Below are 24535 nucleotides of genomic sequence, written 5' to 3' on the forward strand. Positions count from 1 at the left end.
AGCACAATCATTTATACGACTTTATACGCAAGTGTATTTTCTTCGATAACTTCTTTTAAAGCAAAAACAGCTTACGCAATATGATGATCATTTTTAAATTTTCAAGAAATATGAATAAATTTTTAGAAAAAGAAAAAATAAAAAGGCTGCAGAATAAATCAATGCAGCCTCTTAGTTACGAATGCAGTGTTGGGAGGAGAATACATACTGCATTCATTTGCCAGATGTTAGGAGGAAAATAATCTAGCGAGGTGCTTTCTAGTTAAAACAAACATGAGAGACAATACACAAAAATGCATGGCTGATATGCATGAACTTTAGAAATCTCAAATTTCCTGAACCGTAGCGCGACGAAAAAAAACTGACATGAAAATCGCAATAAAAATCAATGTCAAAATCAATACGATCGTAGAAGCGGAATCAGAACCAATAAACAAACTGAGATAAATTCCTAAAAAACCAGAAAAAGCTGCAACAAGTATAGCAATCACCAACATAAAAGAAAATCGCTTCGTAATAAGATAAGCGATTGCTCCTGGTGCTATAAGTAAAGAAATAACCAGAACAATACCCACAGCTTTCAAAGCTGCAACAATTGTGAGAGAAATCATTGTTAAGAGAGTATAGTGAAGTAATGATATTCGCAATCCCATAGCACGACCTTGAACGGAATCAAAAATATACAGCATAAAATCGCGCCATTTTGCTCCTAAAATAAAGGTAACAACAGCAGAAATAATTGCCGTCTGTGTAATATCAAGCCAGTTAACACCCAACAAATTACCAAATAGAATATGATTCAAATCTAAACTGCTATAAATAGATGTGGCCAAAACAAGCCCTAAACCAAACATCGATGAGAAAACAACGCCCATCACCGTATCCTGTTTGATCCGACTATTGCTTCCTAAAAAACCTGTTGCAAGCGCACAAATCATACCTGCGACAAAAGCTCCGCAAGTAATCAAAGTCATGGTAATATTTTCTGAACGCATATGCTGAAGCCAAGCAAACGGTAAAGAAGTCAAAAATGCTATCACCCACGGCGTCGTCATATAACCCACAACAACACCAGGAAAAACAGCATGAGAAATGGCGTCGCCTAACAGTGCCCATCCTTTCAAAATCAGAAAACAAGAAAGCATCGCCATAGGAATAGAAAGGATCATGACAATAAGCATGCCTTTCAACATAAAAGAAAATTGAAAAGGAAGTAGTAATTGATCAATCATGACAATATCACACCTTTTTTGGCCGCATTTATACGCAAACGTGCAGCAATAAACCCGTGTTTAGGAGCAAAAACAAAAGCTAACATAAATAAAAATGCTTGAAAAAGCACAACAACACCACCTGTTTGCGCATTTAAAAAGTAACTCACATAAACACCTAATACACTTGTGACGGTCCCGATTATAACTGCAATGATCAAAACATTTACAAAGCGATCACTTAAAAGATAAGCCGTTGCCCCAGGCGTCACCACAAGGCAAATGACCAAAAATGCTCCAACTGTTTGCATAGCAGCAACAGTACAAGCAGCAAGCAAGGTGAAAAAGAGAATCTTTAAAAACTTTACATTCAGTCCAATGGCACGCGCATGTGTCTCGTCAAATAAAGAAACAAGAAGATCTTTCCATTTTAACAGCAATATAAGTAAAGAGAAAAAACCAATAAAAGCCAATTGGATAATATCTGATGAACTCACTGCTAAAATATTTCCTAAAACAATTGTATCAATATTCACAGCCATTGGCTTTAATGATTTAAGAAACAACCCAAAAGCAAAAAAAGAAGAAAAAATAAGACCAATAATCGTATCTTCTTTGAGTTTTGTCCGTTGATTAAAAAACAGCATCGCTGCTGCTGCAAGCCCACCAGAAAAAAAAGCTCCAAGCGCAAAAGGTAAACCTAAAAGGTAAGCCCCTGCTACACCAGGAACAATCGAATGGGAAAGCGCATCACCAATAAGCGACCAACCTTTTAACATCAAAAACGCAGAAAGAAAGGCACAAACACACCCAACTAATCCAGAAACCCACATCGCATTAACCATGTACTGATAGCTCAGTGGCTCAAGCAACCAAGAAATCATGCAACGTGCTCCATTCTTTGAATATTCTCATGAAGAGCAGAGCGGTTTGCCCCCGTGAAACCATCATTTTTGTTCACAGCTTGAAGATCAAAAATATGATGATGCAAAGCACCACCAAAAGTTTTTTCCAGATTTTCCTTTGTAAAGACGGTTTCAGTTAACCCAGAAGCCAAAACTGTTCCCTTGATTAAAACTGTATGGTCACAAAACTCACGAATAGAACCTAAATTATGCGTAGAAACTAATATCACTGCCCCCTCTTTACGAAGATCCTGTAATAAAGCAATGATTTTATCTTCTGTTGTGACATCAACCCCTGTAAATGGCTCATCTAATAAAATTGCTTTTGCCTGCTGGGCAAGAGCGCGTGCTAGAAAAACACGCTTCTTTTGCCCACCAGAAAGTTCGCCAATTTGGCGCTTGGCAAATGCCAACATATCAACCCGTTCTAAGGCAACACGAACTGCTTCATAATCTCGTGAGCGTGCATAACGAAAGAAATTCATATGACCATACCGCCCCATCAAGACAACATCTTCAACGAGAACAGGAAAATTCCAATCAACATCTTCACTTTGGGGAACATAAGCAATAAGGTTTTTTTTCAAAGCTGTATCAACAGGCAAACCAAGCATGCGAATTTTCCCTTTTGAGGGGCGGACAAACCCCATAATAGCTTTAAATAACGTTGACTTCCCTGATCCATTCACGCCAACCAATGCCGTAATAGAACCTGTTGGACTTTCAAAATTCACTTCACGTAAAGCCGTATGTCCATTACGATAAGTTACTGTTACCCCTTGGGCAAATATTCCAGATCCCGTCATTGGCTTTTTACTCCCTCTAATAAGGCACTGCTAATACGCCCACTTGTGACGCGTAATAAATCAATATAGGTTGGTACTTCACCATTTTTCTCACTCAGAGAGTCAACATAAAGCACACCACCGTATTTAGCCCCTGTTTCTCTGGCAACTTGCTTAGCAGGCGCTGGAGAAATAGTGCTTTCAGAAAAAACGGCATGGATATTGTATTTACGAACCATATCAATAACATGCTTAACCTGCTGTGGTGTTCCTTGCTGATCCGCATTAATGGGCCATAAATAAAGTTCTTTTAGATCAAAATCACGCGCTAAATAGCTAAATGCACCCTCACTGGTGACAAGCCAACGCTTATCTTGCGGTACTGCTTCTAATGCAGTCCTGATTGGGTCAATCGTTGCGCGAATCTTCTGCTTATAAATTTCAGCATTTTCTTTATAAATAGCAGCATGCTCAGGATCATACTTTACAAAAGCATCGCGAATATTATCAACGTAGATCAAAGCAGAAGTGGGTGACATCCAAGCATGAGGATTGGGCTTGCCGCTAAAGGGACCTTCACCAATTTTAATGGGTACAACACCTTTGGAAACAACCACACTTGGAACATCCTTGATATTTTGAAAAAACTTTTCAAACCAAAGCTCCAAATCTAATCCATTCCACAAAACAAGATTGGCTCCTTGTGCGCGCATAAGATCGCGAGGAGTGGGTTGATATTCATGAATTTCAGCACCTGGTTTCGTGATCGATTCAACATCAGCAGCATCACCCGCTACATTGCGCGCCATATCAGCAATGATAGTGAATGTCGTAACAGCTTTAAATTTACCTGCACATAAGGCAAAATTGGGAGCAAAAAAAACAAGACTCCCAAAAACTATCGTGAAAAACGTCCTTACCTTCATTGCTTCTCTCTTTCCTTCATATGCCCTCTCTCCTTATTGCGAATAATTTGCATTATCATTTAGCAATAACAGTTATATTTTATATTTGCAATGAAAGATTATCAGAAATCATAACTTTTCAAGATGTTTAAAAATCGTCTTTTTCATCTTGAAAAACTTAATGACTTCAAGTGAGCCTGCTTTAATAAGAAAATCACCTTTCAAGAAACTCTATAACTCTTGAATGCAAAAAGGGAGCATTCAAAAATGCTCCCTTTTTATAAAGGGTCCAAGAACCAAGAGAAGATAAGAATACTCAACAGCGCAAATATGCGCCTGTCATCTTCGTGACATTTTCCACTACTTTCAAGGCAAGACCTTCTAGATCTTCATCTGTTAGAGTCCGTTCCATGGGTTGAAGAGTTACTTCAATGGCAACAGATTTTTTATCTTCACCAAGGCTTGAATCTTCAAAAATATCAAAAACCTGTACAGAATGAATAAGCTTTTTGTCCGCTCCACTCGCCGCACGCACGATAAGAGAAGAAGCAACCGTTTTATCGACGACAAAAGCAAAATCACGCCGCACCATTTGGAAAGGCGATAATTTCAACGGAGAACGACTTTTTGTCATTTTTTTCTTTGACTCTGGAATTTGATCAAGAAAAATTTCAAAACCACAAACAGGACCACTAACATCTAGTTTTTCCAATGTAGCAGGATGAAAAACACCAAAAAAACCAAGGATAATCTTTGATCCAAGTTTTATGACCCCTGAACGACCAGGATGATACCAATCCGGTGCTCCAACTTCAATTTGTAGCTTGCCACTCTCTATACCACATGCTTCTAAAACAGCCAATGCATCAGCTTTTGCATCAAAAACATCAATGGCTTTTGCATTCCCATGCCAAAAGCGTCCTGCCCCTTCAAATCGTTCTGTTCCACGACGTATACCACCGGCAACACGTTGTTGCGTATCTGGAGTATCACCCTCATAGATATTGGAAACTTCAAACAAAGCAAGATCTGAGAAGCCTCGATCAGCATTGCGCTGTGCCGCCACCAACAAACCAGGCAAAAGAGAAGGACGCATAATGGACATATCAGCAGAAATAGGATTTATTAATTTAAGCTGTGCCTGACCACCTCCAAAAGCCAATGCTTGTTTTTCAGAAATAAAAGACCAAGTCACGGCCTCCTTCATACCACGATGCGCTAAAACCAAACGTGCAACACGTGCACGAAGTTGCGAAACTGTTAAAATCGGACCTTCGCTTTCTATAAAATTTTCCAATGGAATAGGCTTAATTTTATCTAGCCCATAAATCCTCATTACCTCTTCCACTAAATCAGCTTTACCAGTAATATCAGGGCGCCATGTGGGCACTTTAACCGTAACCACATCTCCTTTTCCTTCAACACAAAAGCCAAGTTTTGTTAAAATGGTTACAGCTTGTTCACGCTCTATTGACAAATTTGTTAAACGTTTAATTTCAGAAAAAGGAAAAGCAATCTGTTTGACTTCTGGTTTTTGATAACCAACAATCCTCTTCTCAGATACTTCACCACCACAAAAGCGTAAGGTAAGTTCTGTGGCAATTTCAAGCCCTGTTTCCATAAAAGCTGGATCAACACCCCGTTCAAACCGATAACGGGCATCACTGATAAGACCTATTGTGCGACCAGTCCGTGCAATACTCTGTGCATCCCAAAGCGCTGACTCAATAATAACGCGCCGCGTCGTCTCATCACAACTTGTTCGCTCACCACCCATGATCCCAGCAATGGAAACAACCCCCTCTTCATCGGCAATGACACAATCTTTAACACTCAAATGATAAATTTTTCCATTAAGCGCTTGAAGCTGTTCACCTTCACGCGCACAACGTACATGCAAATTGCCTTTAATCTTGTCGGCATCAAAAACATGAAGCGGACGACCAAGATCAAAACTGATGTAATTGGTCATATCCACCAGCGCATTAATCGGTCTTAAACCTATGGCATTTAAACGTTTTTGCATCCATTGCGGCGATGCACCATTTTGAACATCACACACTTCACGCCAAGCAAAACCTAAACATAATGGCGCGCTTTGCGAAAAATCTAAAGAAACATCAAGCAATGTCTCAAAGCTCACGTCGAATTGTGGCAAAGATAATTCTTTTAATTTTCCAATTCCAGCAGCAGCAAGATCACGGGCAATACCGCGAACACCTGTGCAATCAGAACGATTGGGTGTCAAACCAATATCAATAATTGGATCATCTAAACCGGCGTAAACCGCAAAAGATTCCCCAATCGGTGCATCTTCTGGCAGCTCAATAATCCCGTTCTGTTCCCCTGATAATTCAAGCTCGGCCCCCGAACACATCATCCCAAAACTTTCAACACCGCGAATTTTACCCACCGATAATGTCACATCAAGTCCTGGTACATAAGTGCCTGGTAAAGCAAGAACACCCACAAGTCCAGCACGTACATTTGGTGCCCCACAGATAACTTGTAGAGGTGTAGCAGACCCTGTATCTACCGATAAAATCTGAAGTTTATCTGCATCAGGATGTTTTACTGCCGTTAAAACTTTCGCAATGACAAACGCTTTTAAAGAAGAACGGTCATCAACATGATCAACCTCAAGACCTATAGCCGTTAGCTTCTCACAAATTTCATCCAAAGATGCATCTGTTTCTAAGTGATCTTTTATCCACGACAATGTAAATTTCATTTTAAAACCTCACATTAAAGCTTCTGATAAGATCACACATTTCTCAAACTAGGAAAAAAAGCTGGCATATCAAAACAGCGAAAACCATAATGATCTAACCAACGCAGATCCGCATCAAAAAACGCCCGTAAATCAGGCATACCGTATTTTAACATGGCAATGCGGTCAATGCCCATGCCCCAAGCAAAACCTTGATATTCATCAGGGTCTAAACCAACATTTTTTAAGACATGGGGATGCACCATTCCGCATCCTAAGATTTCTAACCAATCCTGCCCTTCCCCAAATTTTACTTCTGAACCAGAGCGATCACATTGAATATCAACTTCCATAGACGGTTCGGTAAAAGGAAAAAAAGAGGGGCGAAAACGCATCTTTACAGAGGGAACTTCAAAAAAAATTTTACAAAAAGTCTCATGAAGCCCCATCATATGGGCAATGGTCGAGGTTTTATCAATAACAAGACCCTCTACCTGATGAAACATAGGAGAATGCGTTGCATCTGAATCCATACGATAGGTTTTCCCAGGAATAATAATACGTATCGGAGCCTTCTGCTTTTCCATGGTACGAATTTGGACAGGGGATGTATGGGTGCGTAATAATTTCCGCTCTCCTGTTTTATCAACATCAAAAAAGAAAGTATCATGCATTTCACGCGCTGGATGACCTTCCGGAAAATTCAATGCCGTAAAATTATAATAGTCTGTTTCAATATCTGGACCCTCTGCAAGAGAAAAACCCATTTTCGTATAAATAGCGATAATTTCCTCAATGACCTGTGAGATCGGATGAATACGCCCCCGTTCCATAGGCGAAGAACGCACGGGCAAAGTGATATCCACCTTTTCACGAGACAGGCGTGCATCCATTGCTTGACGTCTTAAAAGATCACGTCTTTGTGTCCATAATTCTAAAATGCGATTTTTCGACCCATTAAGAGCTGGACCAACTTTTTGGCGCTCTTCAGCATCCATCTTCCCTAGTGCTTTTAGTCTTTCAGAAATACTGCCTTTTTTGCCTAACGCCGCAATACGCACTGCTTCTAGCGCTTGTTCATCGCAAGCCCCCTCTAAAGCTAAACAAATTTCTTGTTCCAGACGCTCAATATCGCTCATATTTTTGCCTATTGTTTTTGAATAGAAAAAACCCCGCACCAGAAATAACCAGTACGGGATCCCAAATAAATGTATGCTTTAAGAGAACACGACTGGCTTATTTGACAGCGCCTTCAAAAGCATTAGGCGTTGTGTTTTTCAAATATTCTAAAGCCTTCTTTGCAGAAGCAACCAAAGCAGAAAATGCTGCCTTTTCATGAATTGCTATATCTGAAAGAACTTTACGATCAACCTCAATACCCGCTTTTGACAAACCATCAATAAAGCGCCCATAAGTTAGACCTTCTGCACGAACCGCCGCATTAATTCTCTGAATCCATAAAGCACGGAAATTACGTTTCCTATTTTTACGATCACGATAAGCGTACTGCTTTGAACGATCAACTGCTGCCTTAGCTGCACGAATGGTATTTTTACGACGACCATAAAAACCTTCCGCCTGTTTCAAAACTTTTTTGTGTTTAGCGTGCGCTGTTACACCTCTTTTTACACGTGCCATGTAATACTCTCCTAAAAATCAAAAGCGTAAGGTTTAAAAACCATTTGGCAAATAATACTGAATCACTTTTTTAGCATCTGGTTCACTCAAAACCATTGTGCCACGTGCATCGCGAATGAACTTATTCGAACGTTTAATCATGCCATGGCGTTTACCTGCAGCTGCTACTTTAACTTTGCCTGACGCAGTGATTTTAAACCGCTTCTTAGCGGATGATTTGGTCTTCATCTTGGGCATTTTGCTACTCCATACAATATTTATTCATTTATATAATTTCATTTTATTTCACATAATTCATTAAAGTGAACTTCTTTATTCAAGCGGACCAACGCTTGAACAAGCATTTAAACAGCCACGGCATGCCCTGCCGGACAGTTCCAACGGCATTTCATAAGCTAGTCTACACAAAATAGCAAGAGTGTATCAAAAAAAAACGGGAGCTCCATTGCCTTGAACTTCAACCAAAGGTGCTGGAATTGCATTCGTTTTTATTGCTGCTTTACAGAGATCAGCAATAATGCATCGCATACATTGTGCTTTGCGCGCTTGGCAAACATAACGCCCATGTAAAATAAGCCAATGATGCGCATGATGCAGATAATGAACCGGTATAATCTTGAGCAACTTTTCTTCAACAATCTCTGGTGTTTTACCAGGCGCCAAACCAAGACGGTTGCTAAGGCGTAAAATATGTGTATCTACCGCCAATGTAGGCTGACCAAAAGCGATATTTAAAACAACATTCGCTGTTTTACGCCCCACTCCAGGAAGGGACATAAGTGCTTCACGTGTATCAGGAACTTGACCGCCATAGTGATCAATTAAAAAGCGACAAAGTGTATAAACATTACGCGCTTTTGCACGCCAAAGACCAATGGTGCGAATATGGCGTGCAATTTCTTCTTCTCCTAAAGCAATCATTTTTTCCGGACGATCAGCGAGACGAAATAATTCTTTTGTTGCTTTGTTAACACTCATATCTGTCGCTTGAGCCGAAAGAACAACAGAAATTAAGAGCGTAAAAACATCTGTATAGATAAGATCACTCTGAGGAGCCGGACGTTGGACAGAAAAACGCCGAAATATTTCTTCAATTTCATCTTCCCTGTACAATGTTCCAGAGGATTTTTGCGTCTTCGACACTTTTTTCGTCCTTTGAGCCATTGAACTCTCTCAATCTTCTCTCTTGAAGTTATCATTCATACTTGCCATATGAGAAACATGTAGAAAACACTTTTTATAGAGCTTGGTCAAGAAAAGCCGCTTTGAAGAGGACATTCACAATGACACATGTGACGCCTTTCTCCAATCCCTTTCTTTTAGGATTTGAAACGGTAGAAAAAACATTGCGACGTATTAGCAAAGCTGATGAGACTTATCCAGCTTATAATATTGAGCGTTTACACAAAAACGATGACACAAACTATATACGGATAACTCTGGCTGTTGCTGGATTTAAAGTCAATAATCTCAATATCTTGCTCGATGATAATCAACTGATCATTCATGGTAAACAAACAGACAATCAAAATCATCAATATTTGTATCATGGTATAGCAGCGCGCCAATTTCAACGGACCTTTGTTCTCGCCGAGGGAATGGAGGTTACAAATGCGGAGTTGAAAAATGGTCTTTTATCAATTAATCTACATCAACCAAAAGCAAAAAAACAAATAAAACAAATTCCGATTAAAGTGAGCAGTGCTTAAATCATAAAAGCCAAAGCATAAAGGAATAGAGAAATGGGAGAACATAAACAAAGCTTTTCGTTGCAGAATATGTCCTACTCTGAAGTAGGGCAAATTGCTTATTTAAAAAAAGTTTGTACTGATGACCTCGCTAAAAATTTTCCAGATCTTCCACCAATGACTCCAGGTATTACAATATGGGCTCTTTTTGGTGAAACAGGTTATCCAATTATTTTGTCTGATGAGCGCTCTATTGCTCTTGCCGGAGCCAATGAACATGAGCTACAAATTGTAACTCTACACTAAACTGTTTAGAAAAATAATTTAAGATTTTTATAAGCTTTGTCGCTCTTTCTTAAGAGCGAGGAGCGATAAGTCTTTTTATAGAAAAGCTGGAAGAAAATCATTTGAGTTTCAGGAATGGCGTAACTGTTTTGATAAAGAAGTTTAGCTGCGCTTAATTTCCTGATATCTTTTTAGACTATCAATTTAAATGGCGCCCGTTCTTTCTTTTATACTCTGTTGTTTGACTTTTATAAAAGATGAGAGCTTTTCTGATTCATGCTGTTTATTATATTCTGTTAGCAATCTTTTACATTGGCTTTTTATCTTTTATTATTTGCATTTTCTTTTTAATAAAGATTTTTATAAAAATTCTCCCTCTTATGTTCTCAAACACACTGAAGAATTGCTTGGTCATAGGGAGAAATTAATGCATGTAAATTTAAAAAATGCATTTGATTGATAATCATAATTCATTGTTTGCATATCGAATGAGAGATCTGAATACCATAAGATTCTTTCATTTTAAATCTCTCCTATGTTGAATCAATCAAAGTATTTTCTGGCATGTTACACGCAAGATCAGCAAATGGATAAGAACCATTTTAAAAAGGCGTAAAATGCCTCTTATGAATTGTCTTGATGTAAAAGCTGTCGCAACATGGGGGCTGTAAAGAGAATGATAGTGACCAATGGCCCCTGCATAAGCGTAAAAATTGTGGTGCCCAATGGATTTTATTCTTTCACTCTCCACGAGCACTCTCGTGAAATTGATTTGAAATCATGAGGAGATATCCCTCTAAAACCAAACCTGATCGTTTTACTGATGAGAAGTTCTATACTGAAACCAATTGCAAAACCATCTCAATTCTTGTTGATATTTTTATAATCCTCCCTAGCGCCGCCCACATGTTTTTAATTGCTGCTCATATTGTTTAGACATTCTTGCCATACGCTGCGCTGCCTGTATAAGTGCACCATTTGCATATCCTCGGCTACGCGCATAAGCACCATGCCCCATATGATAATTTAAATAAAGGCTATAGGCATCATCAAATCTCACACCATTGCGCTCCACACTTTGGCGATGATACCAAGCCACAAAATCAGCGGCATCGGCAAAATTTGTACGCCATGCTAAAGACCTCCCCGTAGAGCGAAGATACATTGCCCATGTACTGTCAAGCGCTTGAGAGTAACCATAAGCTGTCGACCGACGCTTCCATGGAATAAAACCAAGCAATTTTGTGCGTGGTGGACGTGCATTGTGGCGGAAGTTTGATTCCAACTTAATGGTTGCAAGAATAATAGGCATCGGAATTCCATAACGCATTTCTGCTCTTTTGGAAGCCTTTCCCCAATTATCAAAAAAACCATCTTTTTGTGCTAAAATAGCACAAGCATTATTTGTATGGATCGGGGAAGTTGTTGCACACCCTTCCAGCAGAAACACCAATGCCCCTAAAAACAAAAGGTGTCGCATATTTTCTCTTTCTTTCATGAGGAAATCATGAAAGATGAATACTAAAAAATGATTACCAATCCATAAAAGAGCATAACAATAGTTGTGATTACTGAAAAGCTGGTTTTATTCCTCATCAACCAAACGTAATGTTTGTGATTGAACAGATGTTGTCATGTCCGTTGGTTCAGCATGATTATCTTTTAATTGAAAATTTTCAATGCGGTTAGCACGTTTCATAATTTTGGAGGATGATATTAAAATTCCCTCTATATCTTCACCCGCTTTGTAAAAATGCTTCTGTAATGCGCGAACACGGGTATCCATTCTTCCAAAATCTTCCATCAATTTTGCTACTTCCGACTGAATTAAATGCGCTTGTTCACGCATCCGCGCATCTTTCATAATGGTTTGTACAACCTGAACGGATAACATCAACAAAGAGGGAGATACAATGATCACATGTGCTTTATTGGCTTTTTGTACCAATGGCTCAAAATCCTCATAGATTGTGGCAAAAATCGATTCCGATGGAACAAAGAGAAAAGCCGTATCATGTGTTTCTCCAGGGATGAGATATTTTTGGGCAATATCACGAATATGAACTTCCATATCGGTACGAAATTGGCGTTCTGCCTCTTGACGTTCTTGTGCAGATGCTGCTTTACGCATGGCATTCCAAGCCTCTAGAGGAAATTTAGCATCAACAACCAAGGAGGGTGATTTATTCGGCATATGAATAAGACAATCTGGTCGCTTTCCATTGGAGAGAACTGCTTGAAAAACATAAGCATTGACTGGTAGAGCATCGGCAATAATTGCTTCCATCCGTCCTTGACCAAAAGTACCACGCGTTTGCTTATTGCTTAAAATGGCTTGTAGTTGAACGACTTGCCCCGTAAGTGACTGAATATTATTTTGCGCTGCATCAATAACCGCTAAACGTTCTTGCAAACGATTTAAATTTTCATAAGTTGATTTGGTCTGTACCTGAAGGGTTTGACCTAAATTAACTGTCATGCCATTGAGTTGCTCACTGAGTGACTTATTCAATTCAGCCTGCCTTTGACCAAAAATTTCTGCCATTGTTTGCATTCGTCCTTGCATTTCAGCTTGTGTTTTGAGCAATGTGGCCATCTGTATTTGTGCTTCACGGGCACACTTAGCAGCTTCGCTTTCCAAAAATGCCTTTTTTCGGTGAGAATAAATCAATATAAAAAATGCCAAACATACAAGCAGCAATAAAAGCAGAGCACTCAGTCTTGTAAAAGACTCATCAGAGAGCATAAAAGAAAAAAACGAATCAAGCATAAGGTACAATATAACGTGCTTATCGTAAAAAGTGCGAAAATCCGTTATTCAATATTGACCCACAACAATGGATTGATTAATCTGTGCCCCATGCCAATGAGATCTTTAGTTATTTTACCTGATCCGATTTTACGGGAAGTATCGAAACCTGTTGAGCATTTTGATGAAGCTCTCCAAACGCTTGCTGATGATATGCTGGAAACGATGTATCATGCTCAAGGCGTTGGTCTTGCTGCTATTCAGATTGGTATACCACTGCGCATGTTGGTCATAGATGTTTCGCAAAATGATGAACAGAAAAATCCGCAGGTTATTATCAATCCAGAAATCTTGTGGCTTTCAGAAGAACGTAATGTTCACAAAGAGGGATGTCTTTCTATTCCGGAATATTTTGCAAAGGTTGAACGCCCTAAACGCCTTCGTGTTCGCTATCAGAATCGTGAAGGAAAACAAACAGAAATGGAAGCGGATAATCTCTTAGCAACTTGTTTACAGCATGAAATTGATCATTTAAATGGTCGCCTCTTTATTGATCACATTTCAAAAATCAGACGTGATATGGTGATACGAAAATTTAAAAAACGCGCAAAAGAAAACAATACACAGGATGCAGTATTGTAATGGCATTACGATTAAGTTTTATGGGAACGCCGCATTTTGCTGTTCCTATTTTACAGGCTTTGTTAGAGGCAGGTCATGATGTTGTCGCTGTTTACAGTCAACCTCCTCGCCCAGCGGGGCGTCGTGGTCTTAAACTGATCCCGTCTCCTGTACAAATTGCAGCAGAAGAAAAATCTATTCCCGTATTCACTCCTCAAACACTCAAAACAACCGAACAGCAGGCGCAATTTGCAGAACTTGCTGTTGATGTTGCTGTTGTTGTTGCCTATGGGCTTCTCTTACCTAAAACCATTCTTGAAATACCGCGTTTTGGTTGTTTTAATGCCCACGCTTCACTCTTGCCACGTTGGCGTGGTGCTGCACCTCTTCAGCGTGCCATTATGGCTGGTGATAAGGAAACGGGAATGATGATTATGAAAATGGATGAAGGACTTGATACAGGGCCTATTGCTCTTTCGCGCTCCATCCCTCTCACTGATAACATGACGACCGATAAACTCGCAAACAAGCTTTCACATATCGGCGCAGAACTTATGGTAGAAGCTCTATCAGCTCTGGAAAAAGGACAACTTCAACTTACACCACAATCAGAAGAAGGCATCACCTATGCCGCTAAAATTGACAAGGAAGAAACCCGCATTGATTGGACAATGCCCGCAGAACATATTCACAGATATATTCGTGCCCTCTCTCCCTCTCCTGGGTGCTGGTGTAACATGAATATCAGTGGACGAGAAGAACGTGTAAAAATTCTTGGAAGCCGCATAATAACAGACCCTTCTCTTGAAATCGGTCGAATAGAGCCAGATTCTTTAATTATCCATTGTGGACAAGAGCGCCTTGAAATAACCGATTTGCAAAGATCTGGCGGTAAAGTCCTTGAGGGCGCAACATTTTTGCGAGGCGCTCATATTTCTGCTGTTTGTTGATATGCCACGTTTTAAACTCACCCTTGAATATGATGGCTCAAATTATGTTAGCTGGCAGCGTCAAGCGATCTGCACACCATACAAAGAGCTCTTGAACAAGCCATTTTTCTCTTTTGTGGACAACAATTGACCAACACAATAGCAAGTCGAACGGATAATGGTGTATACGCTATGGAGAAAATTGCACATTATGCCACGTTTTAAACTCACCCTCGAATATGATGGTTCAAATTATGCTGGTTGGCAACGTCAAGCAGATCTGCACACCATACAAGGAGCTCTTGAACAAGCCATTTTTCTCTTTTGCGGACAACAATTGACCATTACAACAGCGGGTCGAACAGATGCTGGTGTACACGCTATGGGGCAAGTTGCACATGTTGATTTTGAAAAAAACTGGCAGACGCACACTGTACGCGATGCTCTGAATGCGCATTTGCAAAAACGGGGGGAAAATATTTCAATCTTAAATGTCGAAAATGTCTCTGATGATTTTGATGCACGATTTTCTGCAACCAAACGTCATTATCTTTTTAAAATTCTCAATCGCCGCTCTCCACCAGCCCTAAACGCTAAACGCGTATGGTGGGTACCAAAACCCCTTAATGCGGAAATCATGCATGAAGCTGCCCAAAAACTTGTAGGCAAACATGATTTTACCACCTTTCGTTCAGCACATTGCCAAGCTAAAAGCCCTATTCGCACCCTTGAACGCCTTGATGTGAAAAGAGAGGGGGAAGAAATCTTCCTCTATGCACAAGCACGCTCTTTTCTGCATCATCAAATCCGTTCCTTTGCAGGAAGCCTGATGGAAGTTGGTGTTGGGCGCTGGAGAGCACAAGATCTTGAAGCAGCTCTTCATGCTAAAGATCGCACACGGTGTGGTGTTGTTGCACCGCCTTCAGGGCTTTATTTGACTAAAGTGGAATATTAACTGTCCCATTAAAATTAATTCTTCAAAAGCAATTACGGAAGCTTATAAAAGCAACGAATTTCTTCAAAAGCTTCTGCCGCGGTATTAACAAATTTTACCAAATCAACATCGGAGGGAGAAATTGTGCCTTGTTCTGATAAATAGCTAAAATTGATCACATTGTGCCAAAATTCTTTGCCAAACAATAAAATTGGAACCTGTTTCATCCGTCCTGTCTGTATTAAAGTTAATGTCTCAAACAGCTCATCTAGAGTCCCAAACCCTCCAGGAAAAATCGCTAATGCCTTTGCCCGCATGAGAAAATGCATTTTACGCATTCCTAAATAATGAAAATTAAAACATAAATGTGGAGTTATGTAAGAATTAGGCGCCTGTTCATGGGGTAAAACAACATTCAAACCAACCGTTGGTGCACCAACATCAACTGCACCACGATTTCCTGCTTCCATTATCCCTGGTCCTCCCCCCGTGACAACTACAAATTCACGATATTGAGTGGTAGCAGAATAGCGTGAGCACAAACGCGCAAACTCCCTTGCCTCATCATAATAATGTGACATAGCACGCAAATTTTTCTTTTGCGTGTCATTTTTTGCTGCCCACGCTGCTTGCCCAGATTCAGGAATACGCGCACCACCAAATAAAACAACTGTTGATTGGATATCACATTCTTGAAGCGTTATTTCTGGCTTTAAAAACTCAAGACCAATACGTTGTGAGCGTAGTTCTGGACGCATCATAAATTCTTGATCGATATAAGCCAAACGATAAGTAGGCGAATGCATTTGTGCTGAATCAGAAACTTTTTTTATTTGTTGTAAGGCATCCTTCGCATGAAGCAGTGGTGTCCAATGGTTTTGTTCTTCTCTTCGTTTTTCTTTATAGCCTTTTTTCATGCCTCTATCCTATTTCCTTCCACATCGTTTTATTGACTGCACAGATTTCTTCGCGTAGTCCATAGAGTCATAAATATTGAAACTTTCAACTTGTTTAACGGAACTCTGGCCATGGCTCATCTCACGCAACTGGAAATGATTATTGAAAAAGCATTTGACGACCGCAATTCTATCAATACCACCACAAAGGGGGAAATTCGTGAGAGTGTCGAACATGCACTAGATCTCCTTGATAAAGGAGAAATGCGTGTTGCACAACGCCAAAAAGATGGACAATGGCATGTTCATCAATGGTTGAAAAAAGCTGTTCTTTTGTCTTTTCGCCTTAATCCTATGCGCATCTTTTCTGGCGGTGTTCATGAATCCTATTGGTGGGATAAAGTCCCTTCGAAATTTTCTGGTTGGCAAGAAGTTGACTTTCAAAAAGCAGGTTTCCGCTCCGTTCCTGGAGCAATTGTACGCCATTCTGCCTATATTGCACCAAACGTCATACTCATGCCATCCTTTGTCAATCTAGGGGCTTTTGTTGATGAAGGCACAATGGTTGACACATGGACTACCGTTGGATCTTGCGCACAAATTGGCAAACATGTTCATCTTTCTGGTGGTGTTGGAATCGGCGGCGTTTTAGAACCACTGCAAGCAAACCCAACGATTATTGAAGATCATTGTTTTATCGGTGCCAGATCTGAAGTTGTTGAAGGTTGCATTATCCGTGAAGGTTCTGTTTTAGGGATGGGAGTCTTTATTGGGAAATCCACAAAAATTATTGACCGGACAACAGGCGAAATTTTTGTGGGCGAAGTTCCTCCCTATTCTGTTGTTGTTCCAGGTTCTCTCCCCGCTAAACCACTGCCAAATGGTGAAGCAGGTCCAAGCCTTTATTGTGCTGTTATAGTGAAACGTGTTGATCAAAAAACACGAGAGAAAACATCCATTAATGACCTTTTACGTGACTAAAGTGTACTCTTTAAGAACTCCGTAAAGAACTGTAGCCAATCAACAAAATCAAAGCAGTCAATAAGGGAGAATACTCCCTTATTTCGTTATTTATTCATTTTGAGCGCCTGAATAAAAGCTGATTGTGGAATTTCTACTTTTCCAAATTGGCGCATGCGCTTTTTGCCTTCTTTTTGCTTTTCTAACAACTTGCGCTTACGCGTAACATCGCCTCCATAACATTTCGCTGTTACATCTTTGCGTAAAGCACGAATTGTTTCGCGCGCAATGATTTTACCACCAATGGCTGCTTGAATCGGAATCTGAAACATATGCTGAGGAATAAGATCCTTCAATTTTTCGCACAGTGAACGCCCACGCTTTTCTGCAATCGTGCGGTGTACAAGCATTGATAATGCATCTATCGATTCTCCATTCACCAAAATGGACATTTTAACCAAATCGCCCTCTGTATAATCCGTCATCTGATAATCGAAAGAAGCATAACCTTTTGAGATTGATTTTAAACGATCATAAAAATCAAAAACAACTTCATTGAGTGGCAAGTCATATGTCACCATGGCACGCGTTCCGACATAGGACAAACTCACTTGTATTCCACGTCGTTCTTGGCAAAGCTCTAAAACGGATCCAAGATAATTATCAGGAGTCATGATGGTCGCGCGAATCCATGGTTCTTCAATAGAAGAAATTTTAACAATATCTGGCATATCTGCTGGATTATGGAGTTCTTTGACAGAACCATCATGCATATTCATACGGTAAACAACCGAAGGTGCTGTGGCAATTAAATCCAAATTAAATTCGCGCTCTAACCGCTCTTGAATAATTTCAAGATGAAGAAGCCCTAAAAAACCACAACGAAAACCAAATCCCAAAGCCGCTGATGTTTCAACTTCAAAAGAAAAACTTGCATCATTTAAGCGTAATTTTCCCATGGCTGCACGCAAATCATCAAAATCAGCAGCATCAATGGGAAAAAGTCCACAAAAAACAACTGGTTGTGCTGGTTTAAAACCAGGTAATGCCTCTTCACAAGGGCGGCGCTCTTCCGTAATGGTATCGCCAACCCGAGTATCTGCAACTTCTTTGATAGAGGCCGTTATAAAACCAATCTCGCCTGGGCCTAATTCATCCACCTGAATCATTTTTGGAGTAAAAACCCCAACCCGTTCCACTGGATATTTCGCCCCAGTCCCCATCATGCGAATGATCTGACCCTTTTTTAATACGCCATCAATAACGCGTACCAAAACGATAACACCAAGATATGCATCATACCAGCTATCAACCAACATCGCTTTTAAAGGCTTGTGTACATCACCCGTAGGTGGTGGGGGCAATTGTGTAACGATTGCTTCTAAAACATCAGGAACACCTAAACCTGTTTTTGCTGATATTTCTACGGCTTCAGAGGTATCTATGCCTATCACATCTTCAATTTGTTCTTTTACACGCTCAGGTTCTGCCGCTGGAAGATCAACCTTATTAAGCACCACAACCAATTCATGAGAATTATCAATAGCTTGATAAACATTTGCCAACGTTTGCGCCTCTACACCTTGGCTCGCATCTACTACCAACAGCGAACCTTCACAAGCAGCAAGAGATCGCGAAACTTCATAAGCAAAGTCCACATGACCAGGTGTATCAATAAGATTTAAAATATAGGTTTCACCACTGTGCGCTTTATAGTGCAAACGTACTGTTTGTGCTTTAATGGTAATCCCACGTTCGCGTTCAATATCCATGGAATCGAGCACTTGCTCTTTCATCTCGCGACTCTCAAGCCCTCCTGTCATTTGAATCAAACGATCAGCTAAAGTTGACTTTCCATGGTCAATGTGTGCCACGATGGAAAAATTACGAATATAATTACGATCTACTGTCATAGGGGCGATTTAGCAAAGAATAGCACAAAAGGCAAAGACCAATTATGCCTCTTCAAAAGCCTTGCAAAAAATATAAATGAAAAGGCTTTTTAAAAACAGAGCTCTTCATAACATAAAAAGTGAGGATTTTGTTTGCTAAACTCTCTGTAAACAATTCAAAATACCCAAATGCTGCCAACTTTTTTATATTCGTTGCCCTTTTTCCACTCATAGGCTGTATATTGTTAGAAATTCTTCTACAGCTTGAGACTTGCGTAAGATTGACAAGATTTGCAAAGGATCTTGTCTTTTTCTTTGTACATGCTAACTTATTTTTTATCAGCCTTACACAAAACAGCCTTATATCGAAGCAGATAATCTTTGCAACTGTAAAACTTTAGAAATAGACTCTTTCTTGCAGCATGTCTTTTGAAAAATGTGTACTTTTTAAAAAATTTTATTCTTCTTTCTTTTGATAGGATCATACCCCTCACAAAGTACAGAACGCCGCAAAAGAGAATGCCATTGTCTTGCGCATTCATACCCTGTTTTAAAGAAACTTTTCTTCATGCTCATCATACTCATTTCATGAAAGCAACCATGAATAGTATATAGTATAATGTCGAATGCATTGAATACCTCCATTTTTATACTTCTAAAAACGCAAGAAGGCGTCATCATCTCTTATCAATCTTCAATATTGCGATAACACTTGCATTTGAGAGCGTTCACATAAGAAACATTTTTACGCTTTTAAAAACGCTTCTTATCCATACTACTAGCCCCACTTGTAGCATGCAAACCAATCATTTGGGGTGATTTAGTAATAGGATTTAAATGAGAAAATTTTACTGTTTTCGTCTCTCTTCTTCAACATCCGAATAAATAGATTATTCTTATAAATCAATATATTGACTTAAAAATTAAAACATCAAAAACTGGCTTACTTTCGTTAAAGAAAGAGAAATATGAAATCTTTTTAGATGGAAATAGCATGACAAAAATGCACAATTAATCAAATTTTTCAGTCATTTTCGTTTTTTTACGCCATTGTGAAGGTTGGAGTTCAGCCACAACAATCCCAATCAAAATAAATCCCCCCCCCAATAAAGCTAAAGGGGACAAAAGCTCACCAGCCAAACGCCCAACGATACCAGCCCATACTGGCTCTCCTGCGTAAATGAGTGTTGCACGTGTGGGCGAAATAGATTTTTGTGCCCAATTCATCGCCAATTGAATGATCGCACTCATCAATGCCAAACCTATACCAATATTCAACCATACCCATGAAAATTCAGGAATGCTTTCACCCATCAAAGGCATACAAAAAAATGAAAAAATACCACTAAAAAATAACTGTATAACTGTTACACGCCGGCTATCAACATTGCTGGCAAAAATACTGATGAGGATCACTTCCCCAGCAATTGCTAAAGCGCCTAACAAAGTCAAAATTTCGCCTTTCGAAAAATCAAACTGTCCTGGCTTTTGTCCAGAAATCAGGATAAGACCAATAAAGGCGAAAATAATACCAAGCCAAGAAGCTAAATGAGGTGGCTTTCTAAAAACAATCCATTGTAATATTGGAACTGTCGGAACATAAAGTGCTGTGATAAAAGCTGATTGACTACTAATAATGGTTTGAAGCCCCGCTGCTTGTAAAGCGTAACCTAAAAACATTCCTACACCAATTGCCATCCCAGCAAAAATCTCATAAATAGTTATATCTTGCATCGAGCGCCAAAAAATTGCCCCGCATATCAGCGATGCAACAACAAAACGAAATCCAACAAAGAACAGAGGACCACTATAGCGTACCGCAATGTGAACGACTAAAAATGTAATACCCCACAATATTGTCGCAGCGAATAATATGAATTCTGGTTTGCTTAACAAAGAATGTTTCAACTGTTTTATATTCATCATGAAAGGTGGTTTTCTCCAATTCTTCTCTATATCTTATGAAACAATAAGTGTTCCAACGCCCTGTTCCGTAAACAGTTCTAGCAAAACAGAATGCGGGGTTTTGCCGTTTAAAATGACAACACCTTCCACACCATTTTGGAGGGCTTTTATACACGTCTCTACTTTCGGAATCATACCACCTGAAATCGTTCCATTTTTAATGAGGCTTTCCGCTTCAGAAATTGTTAACTCCTTTACAAGGTTGCCCTGTTTGTCTAAAACACCAGGAACATCTGTTAAAAATAAAAGACGCTTAGCCTCTAATGCACCAGCAATGGCTCCAGCAAAAATATCAGCATTAATATTATAGGTCTTTCCATCGCGTCCTGGAGCCACAGGCGCAAGAATTGGAATCATTTCAGAACATGCTAAAAGATCTAACAATGTGCGGTCAACTTCAACCGGTTCTCCCACAAAGCCCAAATCTAAAACACGTTCAATATGCGAATCGGGATCAATAACAGTTTTATAAGCCTTTTCAGCAAAAACCATATTGCCATCCTTGCCACACAACCCTATTGCCCATTCCCCCTCTGCGTTGATAAGAGCAACAATTTCTTTGTTTATGGAACCCGCCAAAACCATTTCAACGACTTCAACAATCCGCTCATCAGTTACGCGTAAACCGTTTTCAAACCGTGATTCAATCCCCATTTTCATCAAAATTTCAGCAATCTGCGGGCCTCCACCATGAACAACAACAGGATTGATTCCTGATTGCTTCAACAAAGCAATATCACGTGCAAATGCCCGCCCCAAAGCAGGATCACCCATAGCATGACCGCCGTATTTTACAACGACTGTTTCATTCTCATACTTTTGCATATAAGGTAAAGCAGATGATAAAAATGCTGCTTGTTTTTCAAAAACATCTTCAATATCATTTTCAACTTTATCCATCAAAAGAGCCTCCTCATCACTTTTTACCCTCTCTTAAGCAATTGAGAAAAAGTGAAAAAAATTAAAACAAGTTTACTCTATCCATCCCCCCCTTAAAAAACGCCCATTGGTTACATCACACAAAAGTAATAAAAAGACCTAATAAAGGCTGCCCTTTAAAAGAATTGATATCTAAAAATGAAACAAAATAGATGTACAAAATATCATTGTCTTTATGACCTTGTATATACATGAAAGCAGAACTTAGAAGGACTTTGAAGCCACACCGTACACTTAACTTACGGATGTTACCTTACGGATCTTTAACAATGAATACGGATATATACAACCATTGATTTTATAAGATGACAATAAAAATCACGATGTCGTGAATCATCATATCGCCAATATAGAAAATGCCTCAGTTGCACATATGTCCTCCTTCAAATAATTTAAAATTTTAACCTCAAAATTTGCCTTCTTTCCCATAATTGAACATCAGAAAAATGAACTGAACAGTCTCCATCTCCCAAACTACAGATAATTAATACATTGATTTATAATTATAATTCATTATTGTTCTGTTAAATGAGAGCTCTCAATAGGGAAATATTTTCTTTATTTCCATCTCTTTTTTATAATGAATGAACAAAACCGTTGGTTTACAGATGACAACTGACCTCCTCCATGTCCTAAAGGACAAAGATTCCTACCACTGCTGGTTTGTCAATAACCCGCTCCCTCTCTGGTTGGTTCCTACTGCTGACTATTGGTATAATTCAATTCATAGACTCTACGGACAAGTCCTGCTCTGAATACTCACATATTATCTAAAAAGACTTCATCTACACAGTTTTTCATACCTTATATCACTATCCTAAACAACAGTGTTTTACGGTATACTAAATAATACCAGTATTTGAATAAAACCGTTTTAAAAGAACTAACAATGTTTTTTACGGACCATGGAAAAGAAATAGTCACAATAATAGAAGAGGACAAATGAATAACAGAACCAGCTTGATAACAGCACATCAGAAAACCTGTAGCTCTGTCATGCTTTGTCCTTTTTAATAGAATATACGACTTTCTCTGATAGAAAACCGTAAAATTATTCCATTCTTTCTTCTCTTCGTTCTACGCCATAATTTAAGACATCCACAGATAGCCATAAAACCGTATCCTAAAACATCTCCCTCTTTTCTTTTTAAATAACTTCATGAGAGAAAAAAGAGCAATCTTTTCAAAGATTATGATGCAATAGAAAATGCATGACAATAACCTTGCAAGCGCACTCTTCCCTTCATGAATTTTGCTGCATATTCCTTAATTTTGTTTCGAGATATTTTCAAAAAATTCTTTCATACGTGAAAAAAAACCGTGTGATTGTGGTGAATTCTCATGATTTGAAAGCTTTTCAAATTTTTGCAATAATTCGCGTTGTTCTTGAGTTAGCTTCTGCGGTGTTTCAATAGTGATATGAATATAAAGATCACCCCTTTCTTGCTGATGGCGCAACATGGGCATACCTTTTCCTTTAAGACGGAATTGACGTCCATTTTGTGTACCCTCTGGAACCTTCACACGTGCTTTGACACCATCAAGGTCAGAAACCTCAAATTCACCTCCTAAAGCAGCTGTCACCATCGAAATTGGAACACGACAATGAATATCTGCCCCTTCTCGCTGAAAAAACTCATGCGGTTTAACGGAAAGAAAAATATAAAGATCACCGCTTGGACCACCACGAATACCAGCATCTCCTTCACCAGAAAGACGAATACGCGTACCATCTTCAATACCAGCTGGAATATTCACGCTCAATGAACGCTGTTTTTCCACTCGTCTCGTCCCCTGACATTTTGGACAGGGATCTGTAATGGTTTCACCACGTCCATGACATGCAGGACATGACCGTTCAATCGAAAAGAAACCTTGTGCAGCACGTACACGACCAGCTCCATGACAAGTTCCACAAACTTGTGGCTTAGAACCCTTTTTCGCACCCGATCCCTCACACGTATCACAAGTAACGGAACTTGGAATATGAATTTGCGCAGTTTTTCCTGAAAATGCCTCTTCCAAGGTCACTTCCATATTATAACTCAAGTCAGCACCACGCTCGCGCCCATCACCTCGCTTCCGCTGCATTCCCCCCATAATTTCGCCAAAAAAGTCTTCGAAAATGTCAGCAAATCCACCACCAGCAGCAAAACCACTAAAGGGATTTGCTCCTTCGCGTCCACCATTTTCAAAAGCTGCATGACCAAAACGATCATAAGCAGCACGCTTTTGAGGGTCTTTGAGGACTTCATAAGCTTCGCCAATTTCCTTAAATTTCCGCTCTGCCTCTTTATCTCCTGCGTTGCGATCAGGATGATATTGCATTGCCAACTTCCGAAAGGCAGATTTCAACTTTTTATCATCACATTCGCGAGTCACGCCAAGAATTTCATAATAATCAACCTTCATCATGTATTCCTGATAATTTTTTCATCCATCTTTATGGATAAGATTTGCTTTCAATTTATATTTTTAGCAAAAAAGTTGCAACTCATCTCAAATAACAAAGCCCAGCCTTAT

At 39.5% G+C, this 24535-nt stretch carries 22 protein-coding genes; 6 read left to right on the forward strand and 16 right to left on the reverse strand.

Annotated elements, in window-relative coordinates; genetic code table 11:
• Positions 1-326 precede the first annotated feature (326 nt).
• The 9 genes from PVV64_RS03155 to nth form a co-directional block, all read right to left on the reverse strand.
• Positions 327-1232 carry a metal ABC transporter permease gene (locus tag PVV64_RS03155; RefSeq protein ID WP_273759753.1) on the reverse strand — a complete coding sequence of 302 codons (906 nt, stop codon included), beginning with the start codon at positions 1230-1232 and terminating at the stop codon, positions 327-329.
• Complete coding sequence (locus PVV64_RS03160) at positions 1229-2095, reverse strand: metal ABC transporter permease (RefSeq protein ID WP_273759755.1); 867 nt, start codon at positions 2093-2095, stop codon at positions 1229-1231. The genes PVV64_RS03155 and PVV64_RS03160 overlap by 4 nt, the downstream gene beginning before the upstream one ends.
• Complete coding sequence (locus tag PVV64_RS03165; RefSeq protein WP_273759756.1) at positions 2092-2922, reverse strand: manganese/iron ABC transporter ATP-binding protein; 831 nt, start codon at positions 2920-2922, stop codon at positions 2092-2094. Before PVV64_RS03165 ends, PVV64_RS03160 begins: the two co-directional genes overlap by 4 nt.
• Positions 2919-3827, reverse strand: coding sequence for a metal ABC transporter substrate-binding protein (locus PVV64_RS03170; RefSeq protein ID WP_273759758.1), 909 nt, complete (start codon positions 3825-3827; stop codon positions 2919-2921). The genes PVV64_RS03165 and PVV64_RS03170 overlap by 4 nt, the downstream gene beginning before the upstream one ends.
• Positions 3828-4122: 295 nt before the next feature.
• Entirely contained in the window at positions 4123-6537 is a 2415-nt protein-coding gene (pheT, locus tag PVV64_RS03175; protein ID WP_273759760.1) for a phenylalanine--tRNA ligase subunit beta, read from the reverse strand.
• Positions 6538-6569: 32 nt separating this feature from the next.
• The gene (gene pheS / locus PVV64_RS03180) at positions 6570-7655 is read right to left on the reverse strand and encodes a phenylalanine--tRNA ligase subunit alpha (RefSeq protein WP_273759761.1); all 1086 of its coding nucleotides are present in this window, start codon (positions 7653-7655) and stop codon (positions 6570-6572) included.
• A gap of 97 nt (positions 7656-7752) precedes the next feature.
• Complete coding sequence (gene rplT, locus PVV64_RS03185) at positions 7753-8154, reverse strand: 50S ribosomal protein L20 (protein ID WP_273720240.1); 402 nt, start codon at positions 8152-8154, stop codon at positions 7753-7755.
• Positions 8155-8187: 33 nt separating this feature from the next.
• On the reverse strand, positions 8188-8391 hold the full coding sequence (gene rpmI / locus PVV64_RS03190; protein WP_273759762.1) for a 50S ribosomal protein L35: 204 nt from the start codon (positions 8389-8391) through the stop codon (positions 8188-8190).
• Positions 8392-8577: 186 nt separating this feature from the next.
• Positions 8578-9318 (reverse strand): endonuclease III, encoded by a 741-nt coding sequence (gene nth, locus PVV64_RS03195; RefSeq protein ID WP_273759763.1) that lies wholly within the window; start codon positions 9316-9318, stop codon positions 8578-8580.
• Between the two features lie 119 nt (positions 9319-9437).
• On the opposite strand from nth, the gene PVV64_RS03200 reads away from it, so the two are divergent.
• Together PVV64_RS03200 and PVV64_RS03205 are read left to right on the forward strand one after the other, a co-directional pair.
• Complete coding sequence (locus PVV64_RS03200) at positions 9438-9863, forward strand: Hsp20 family protein (RefSeq protein WP_273759764.1); 426 nt, start codon at positions 9438-9440, stop codon at positions 9861-9863.
• 33 nt (positions 9864-9896) lie between these two features.
• A complete protein-coding gene (locus PVV64_RS03205) occupies positions 9897-10148 on the forward strand; it encodes a DUF1150 domain-containing protein (protein WP_273720247.1) in 252 nt (83 codons plus the stop codon).
• A gap of 871 nt (positions 10149-11019) precedes the next feature.
• Here the strand turns inward: PVV64_RS03205 and PVV64_RS03210 are convergent.
• Both PVV64_RS03210 and PVV64_RS03215 read right to left on the reverse strand, forming a co-directional pair.
• Positions 11020-11607 (reverse strand): hypothetical protein, encoded by a 588-nt coding sequence (locus PVV64_RS03210; RefSeq protein WP_273759765.1) that lies wholly within the window; start codon positions 11605-11607, stop codon positions 11020-11022.
• A 105-nt stretch (positions 11608-11712) separates the two neighbouring features.
• A complete protein-coding gene (locus PVV64_RS03215; RefSeq protein ID WP_273759766.1) occupies positions 11713-12897 on the reverse strand; it encodes a DNA recombination protein RmuC in 1185 nt (394 codons plus the stop codon).
• 90 nt (positions 12898-12987) lie between these two features.
• On the opposite strand from PVV64_RS03215, the gene def reads away from it, so the two are divergent.
• The 3 genes from def to truA all read left to right on the forward strand — a co-directional run bounded on the left by def (position 12988) and on the right by truA (position 15381).
• Entirely contained in the window at positions 12988-13518 is a 531-nt protein-coding gene (gene def, locus PVV64_RS03220) for a peptide deformylase (RefSeq protein ID WP_273759796.1), read from the forward strand.
• Positions 13518-14447, forward strand: a complete 930-nt coding sequence (fmt, locus tag PVV64_RS03225) for a methionyl-tRNA formyltransferase (protein ID WP_273759767.1) — start codon at positions 13518-13520, stop codon at positions 14445-14447. The genes def and fmt overlap by 1 nt, the downstream gene beginning before the upstream one ends.
• 190 nt (positions 14448-14637) lie before the next feature.
• On the forward strand, positions 14638-15381 hold the full coding sequence (gene truA, locus PVV64_RS03235; RefSeq protein ID WP_273759768.1) for a tRNA pseudouridine(38-40) synthase TruA: 744 nt from the start codon (positions 14638-14640) through the stop codon (positions 15379-15381).
• A gap of 32 nt (positions 15382-15413) precedes the next feature.
• On the opposite strand, the gene PVV64_RS03240 is transcribed toward truA, so the two are convergent.
• Positions 15414-16277 (reverse strand): LOG family protein, encoded by an 864-nt coding sequence (locus tag PVV64_RS03240; protein ID WP_273759769.1) that lies wholly within the window; start codon positions 16275-16277, stop codon positions 15414-15416.
• 111 nt (positions 16278-16388) lie between these two features.
• On the opposite strand from PVV64_RS03240, the gene dapD reads away from it, so the two are divergent.
• Positions 16389-17237, forward strand: coding sequence for a 2,3,4,5-tetrahydropyridine-2,6-dicarboxylate N-succinyltransferase (gene dapD, locus PVV64_RS03245; RefSeq protein ID WP_273759770.1), 849 nt, complete (start codon positions 16389-16391; stop codon positions 17235-17237).
• An 86-nt stretch (positions 17238-17323) separates the two neighbouring features.
• On the opposite strand, the gene lepA is transcribed toward dapD, so the two are convergent.
• The 4 genes from lepA to dnaJ all read right to left on the reverse strand — a co-directional run bounded on the left by lepA (position 17324) and on the right by dnaJ (position 24424).
• On the reverse strand, positions 17324-19129 hold the full coding sequence (lepA, locus tag PVV64_RS03250) for a translation elongation factor 4 (RefSeq protein WP_273759771.1): 1806 nt from the start codon (positions 19127-19129) through the stop codon (positions 17324-17326).
• Between the two features lie 990 nt (positions 19130-20119).
• Entirely contained in the window at positions 20120-21034 is a 915-nt protein-coding gene (locus tag PVV64_RS03255; RefSeq protein WP_273759772.1) for a DMT family transporter, read from the reverse strand.
• Positions 21035-21067: 33 nt separating this feature from the next.
• Positions 21068-21973 (reverse strand): acetylglutamate kinase, encoded by a 906-nt coding sequence (argB, locus tag PVV64_RS03260; protein WP_273759773.1) that lies wholly within the window; start codon positions 21971-21973, stop codon positions 21068-21070.
• A 1305-nt stretch (positions 21974-23278) separates the two neighbouring features.
• On the reverse strand, positions 23279-24424 hold the full coding sequence (dnaJ, locus tag PVV64_RS03265) for a molecular chaperone DnaJ (protein ID WP_273759798.1): 1146 nt from the start codon (positions 24422-24424) through the stop codon (positions 23279-23281).
• Positions 24425-24535 lie beyond the last annotated feature (111 nt).

This window comes from Bartonella sp. ML70XJBT.G, assembly GCF_028618575.1.
Lineage (GTDB): Bacteria > Pseudomonadota > Alphaproteobacteria > Rhizobiales > Rhizobiaceae > Bartonella.

Excerpts from the sequence above, each read along its gene's own strand:
- PVV64_RS03155 (WP_273759753.1), bottom strand. The coding sequence starts at position 1,232 with ATGATTGATCAATTACTACTTCCTTTTCAATTTTCTTTTATGTTGAAA.
- PVV64_RS03160 (WP_273759755.1), bottom strand. The coding sequence starts at position 2,095 with ATGATTTCTTGGTTGCTTGAGCCACTGAGCTATCAGTACATGGTTAAT.
- PVV64_RS03165 (WP_273759756.1), bottom strand. The coding sequence starts at position 2,922 with ATGACGGGATCTGGAATATTTGCCCAAGGGGTAACAGTAACTTATCGT.
- PVV64_RS03170 (WP_273759758.1), bottom strand. The coding sequence starts at position 3,827 with ATGAAGGTAAGGACGTTTTTCACGATAGTTTTTGGGAGTCTTGTTTTT.
- pheT (WP_273759760.1), bottom strand. The coding sequence starts at position 6,537 with ATGAAATTTACATTGTCGTGGATAAAAGATCACTTAGAAACAGATGCA.
- pheS (WP_273759761.1), bottom strand. The coding sequence starts at position 7,655 with ATGAGCGATATTGAGCGTCTGGAACAAGAAATTTGTTTAGCTTTAGAG.
- rplT (WP_273720240.1), bottom strand. The coding sequence starts at position 8,154 with ATGGCACGTGTAAAAAGAGGTGTAACAGCGCACGCTAAACACAAAAAA.
- rpmI (WP_273759762.1), bottom strand. The coding sequence starts at position 8,391 with ATGCCCAAGATGAAGACCAAATCATCCGCTAAGAAGCGGTTTAAAATC.
- nth (WP_273759763.1), bottom strand. The coding sequence starts at position 9,318 with ATGGCTCAAAGGACGAAAAAAGTGTCGAAGACGCAAAAATCCTCTGGA.
- PVV64_RS03200 (WP_273759764.1), top strand. The coding sequence starts at position 9,438 with ATGACACATGTGACGCCTTTCTCCAATCCCTTTCTTTTAGGATTTGAA.
- PVV64_RS03205 (WP_273720247.1), top strand. The coding sequence starts at position 9,897 with ATGGGAGAACATAAACAAAGCTTTTCGTTGCAGAATATGTCCTACTCT.
- PVV64_RS03210 (WP_273759765.1), bottom strand. The coding sequence starts at position 11,607 with ATGCGACACCTTTTGTTTTTAGGGGCATTGGTGTTTCTGCTGGAAGGG.
- PVV64_RS03215 (WP_273759766.1), bottom strand. The coding sequence starts at position 12,897 with ATGCTTGATTCGTTTTTTTCTTTTATGCTCTCTGATGAGTCTTTTACA.
- def (WP_273759796.1), top strand. The coding sequence starts at position 12,988 with ATGCCAATGAGATCTTTAGTTATTTTACCTGATCCGATTTTACGGGAA.
- fmt (WP_273759767.1), top strand. The coding sequence starts at position 13,518 with ATGGCATTACGATTAAGTTTTATGGGAACGCCGCATTTTGCTGTTCCT.
- truA (WP_273759768.1), top strand. The coding sequence starts at position 14,638 with ATGCCACGTTTTAAACTCACCCTCGAATATGATGGTTCAAATTATGCT.
- PVV64_RS03240 (WP_273759769.1), bottom strand. The coding sequence starts at position 16,277 with ATGAAAAAAGGCTATAAAGAAAAACGAAGAGAAGAACAAAACCATTGG.
- dapD (WP_273759770.1), top strand. The coding sequence starts at position 16,389 with ATGGCTCATCTCACGCAACTGGAAATGATTATTGAAAAAGCATTTGAC.
- lepA (WP_273759771.1), bottom strand. The coding sequence starts at position 19,129 with ATGACAGTAGATCGTAATTATATTCGTAATTTTTCCATCGTGGCACAC.
- PVV64_RS03255 (WP_273759772.1), bottom strand. The coding sequence starts at position 21,034 with ATGATGAATATAAAACAGTTGAAACATTCTTTGTTAAGCAAACCAGAA.
- argB (WP_273759773.1), bottom strand. The coding sequence starts at position 21,973 with ATGGATAAAGTTGAAAATGATATTGAAGATGTTTTTGAAAAACAAGCA.
- dnaJ (WP_273759798.1), bottom strand. The coding sequence starts at position 24,424 with ATGAAGGTTGATTATTATGAAATTCTTGGCGTGACTCGCGAATGTGAT.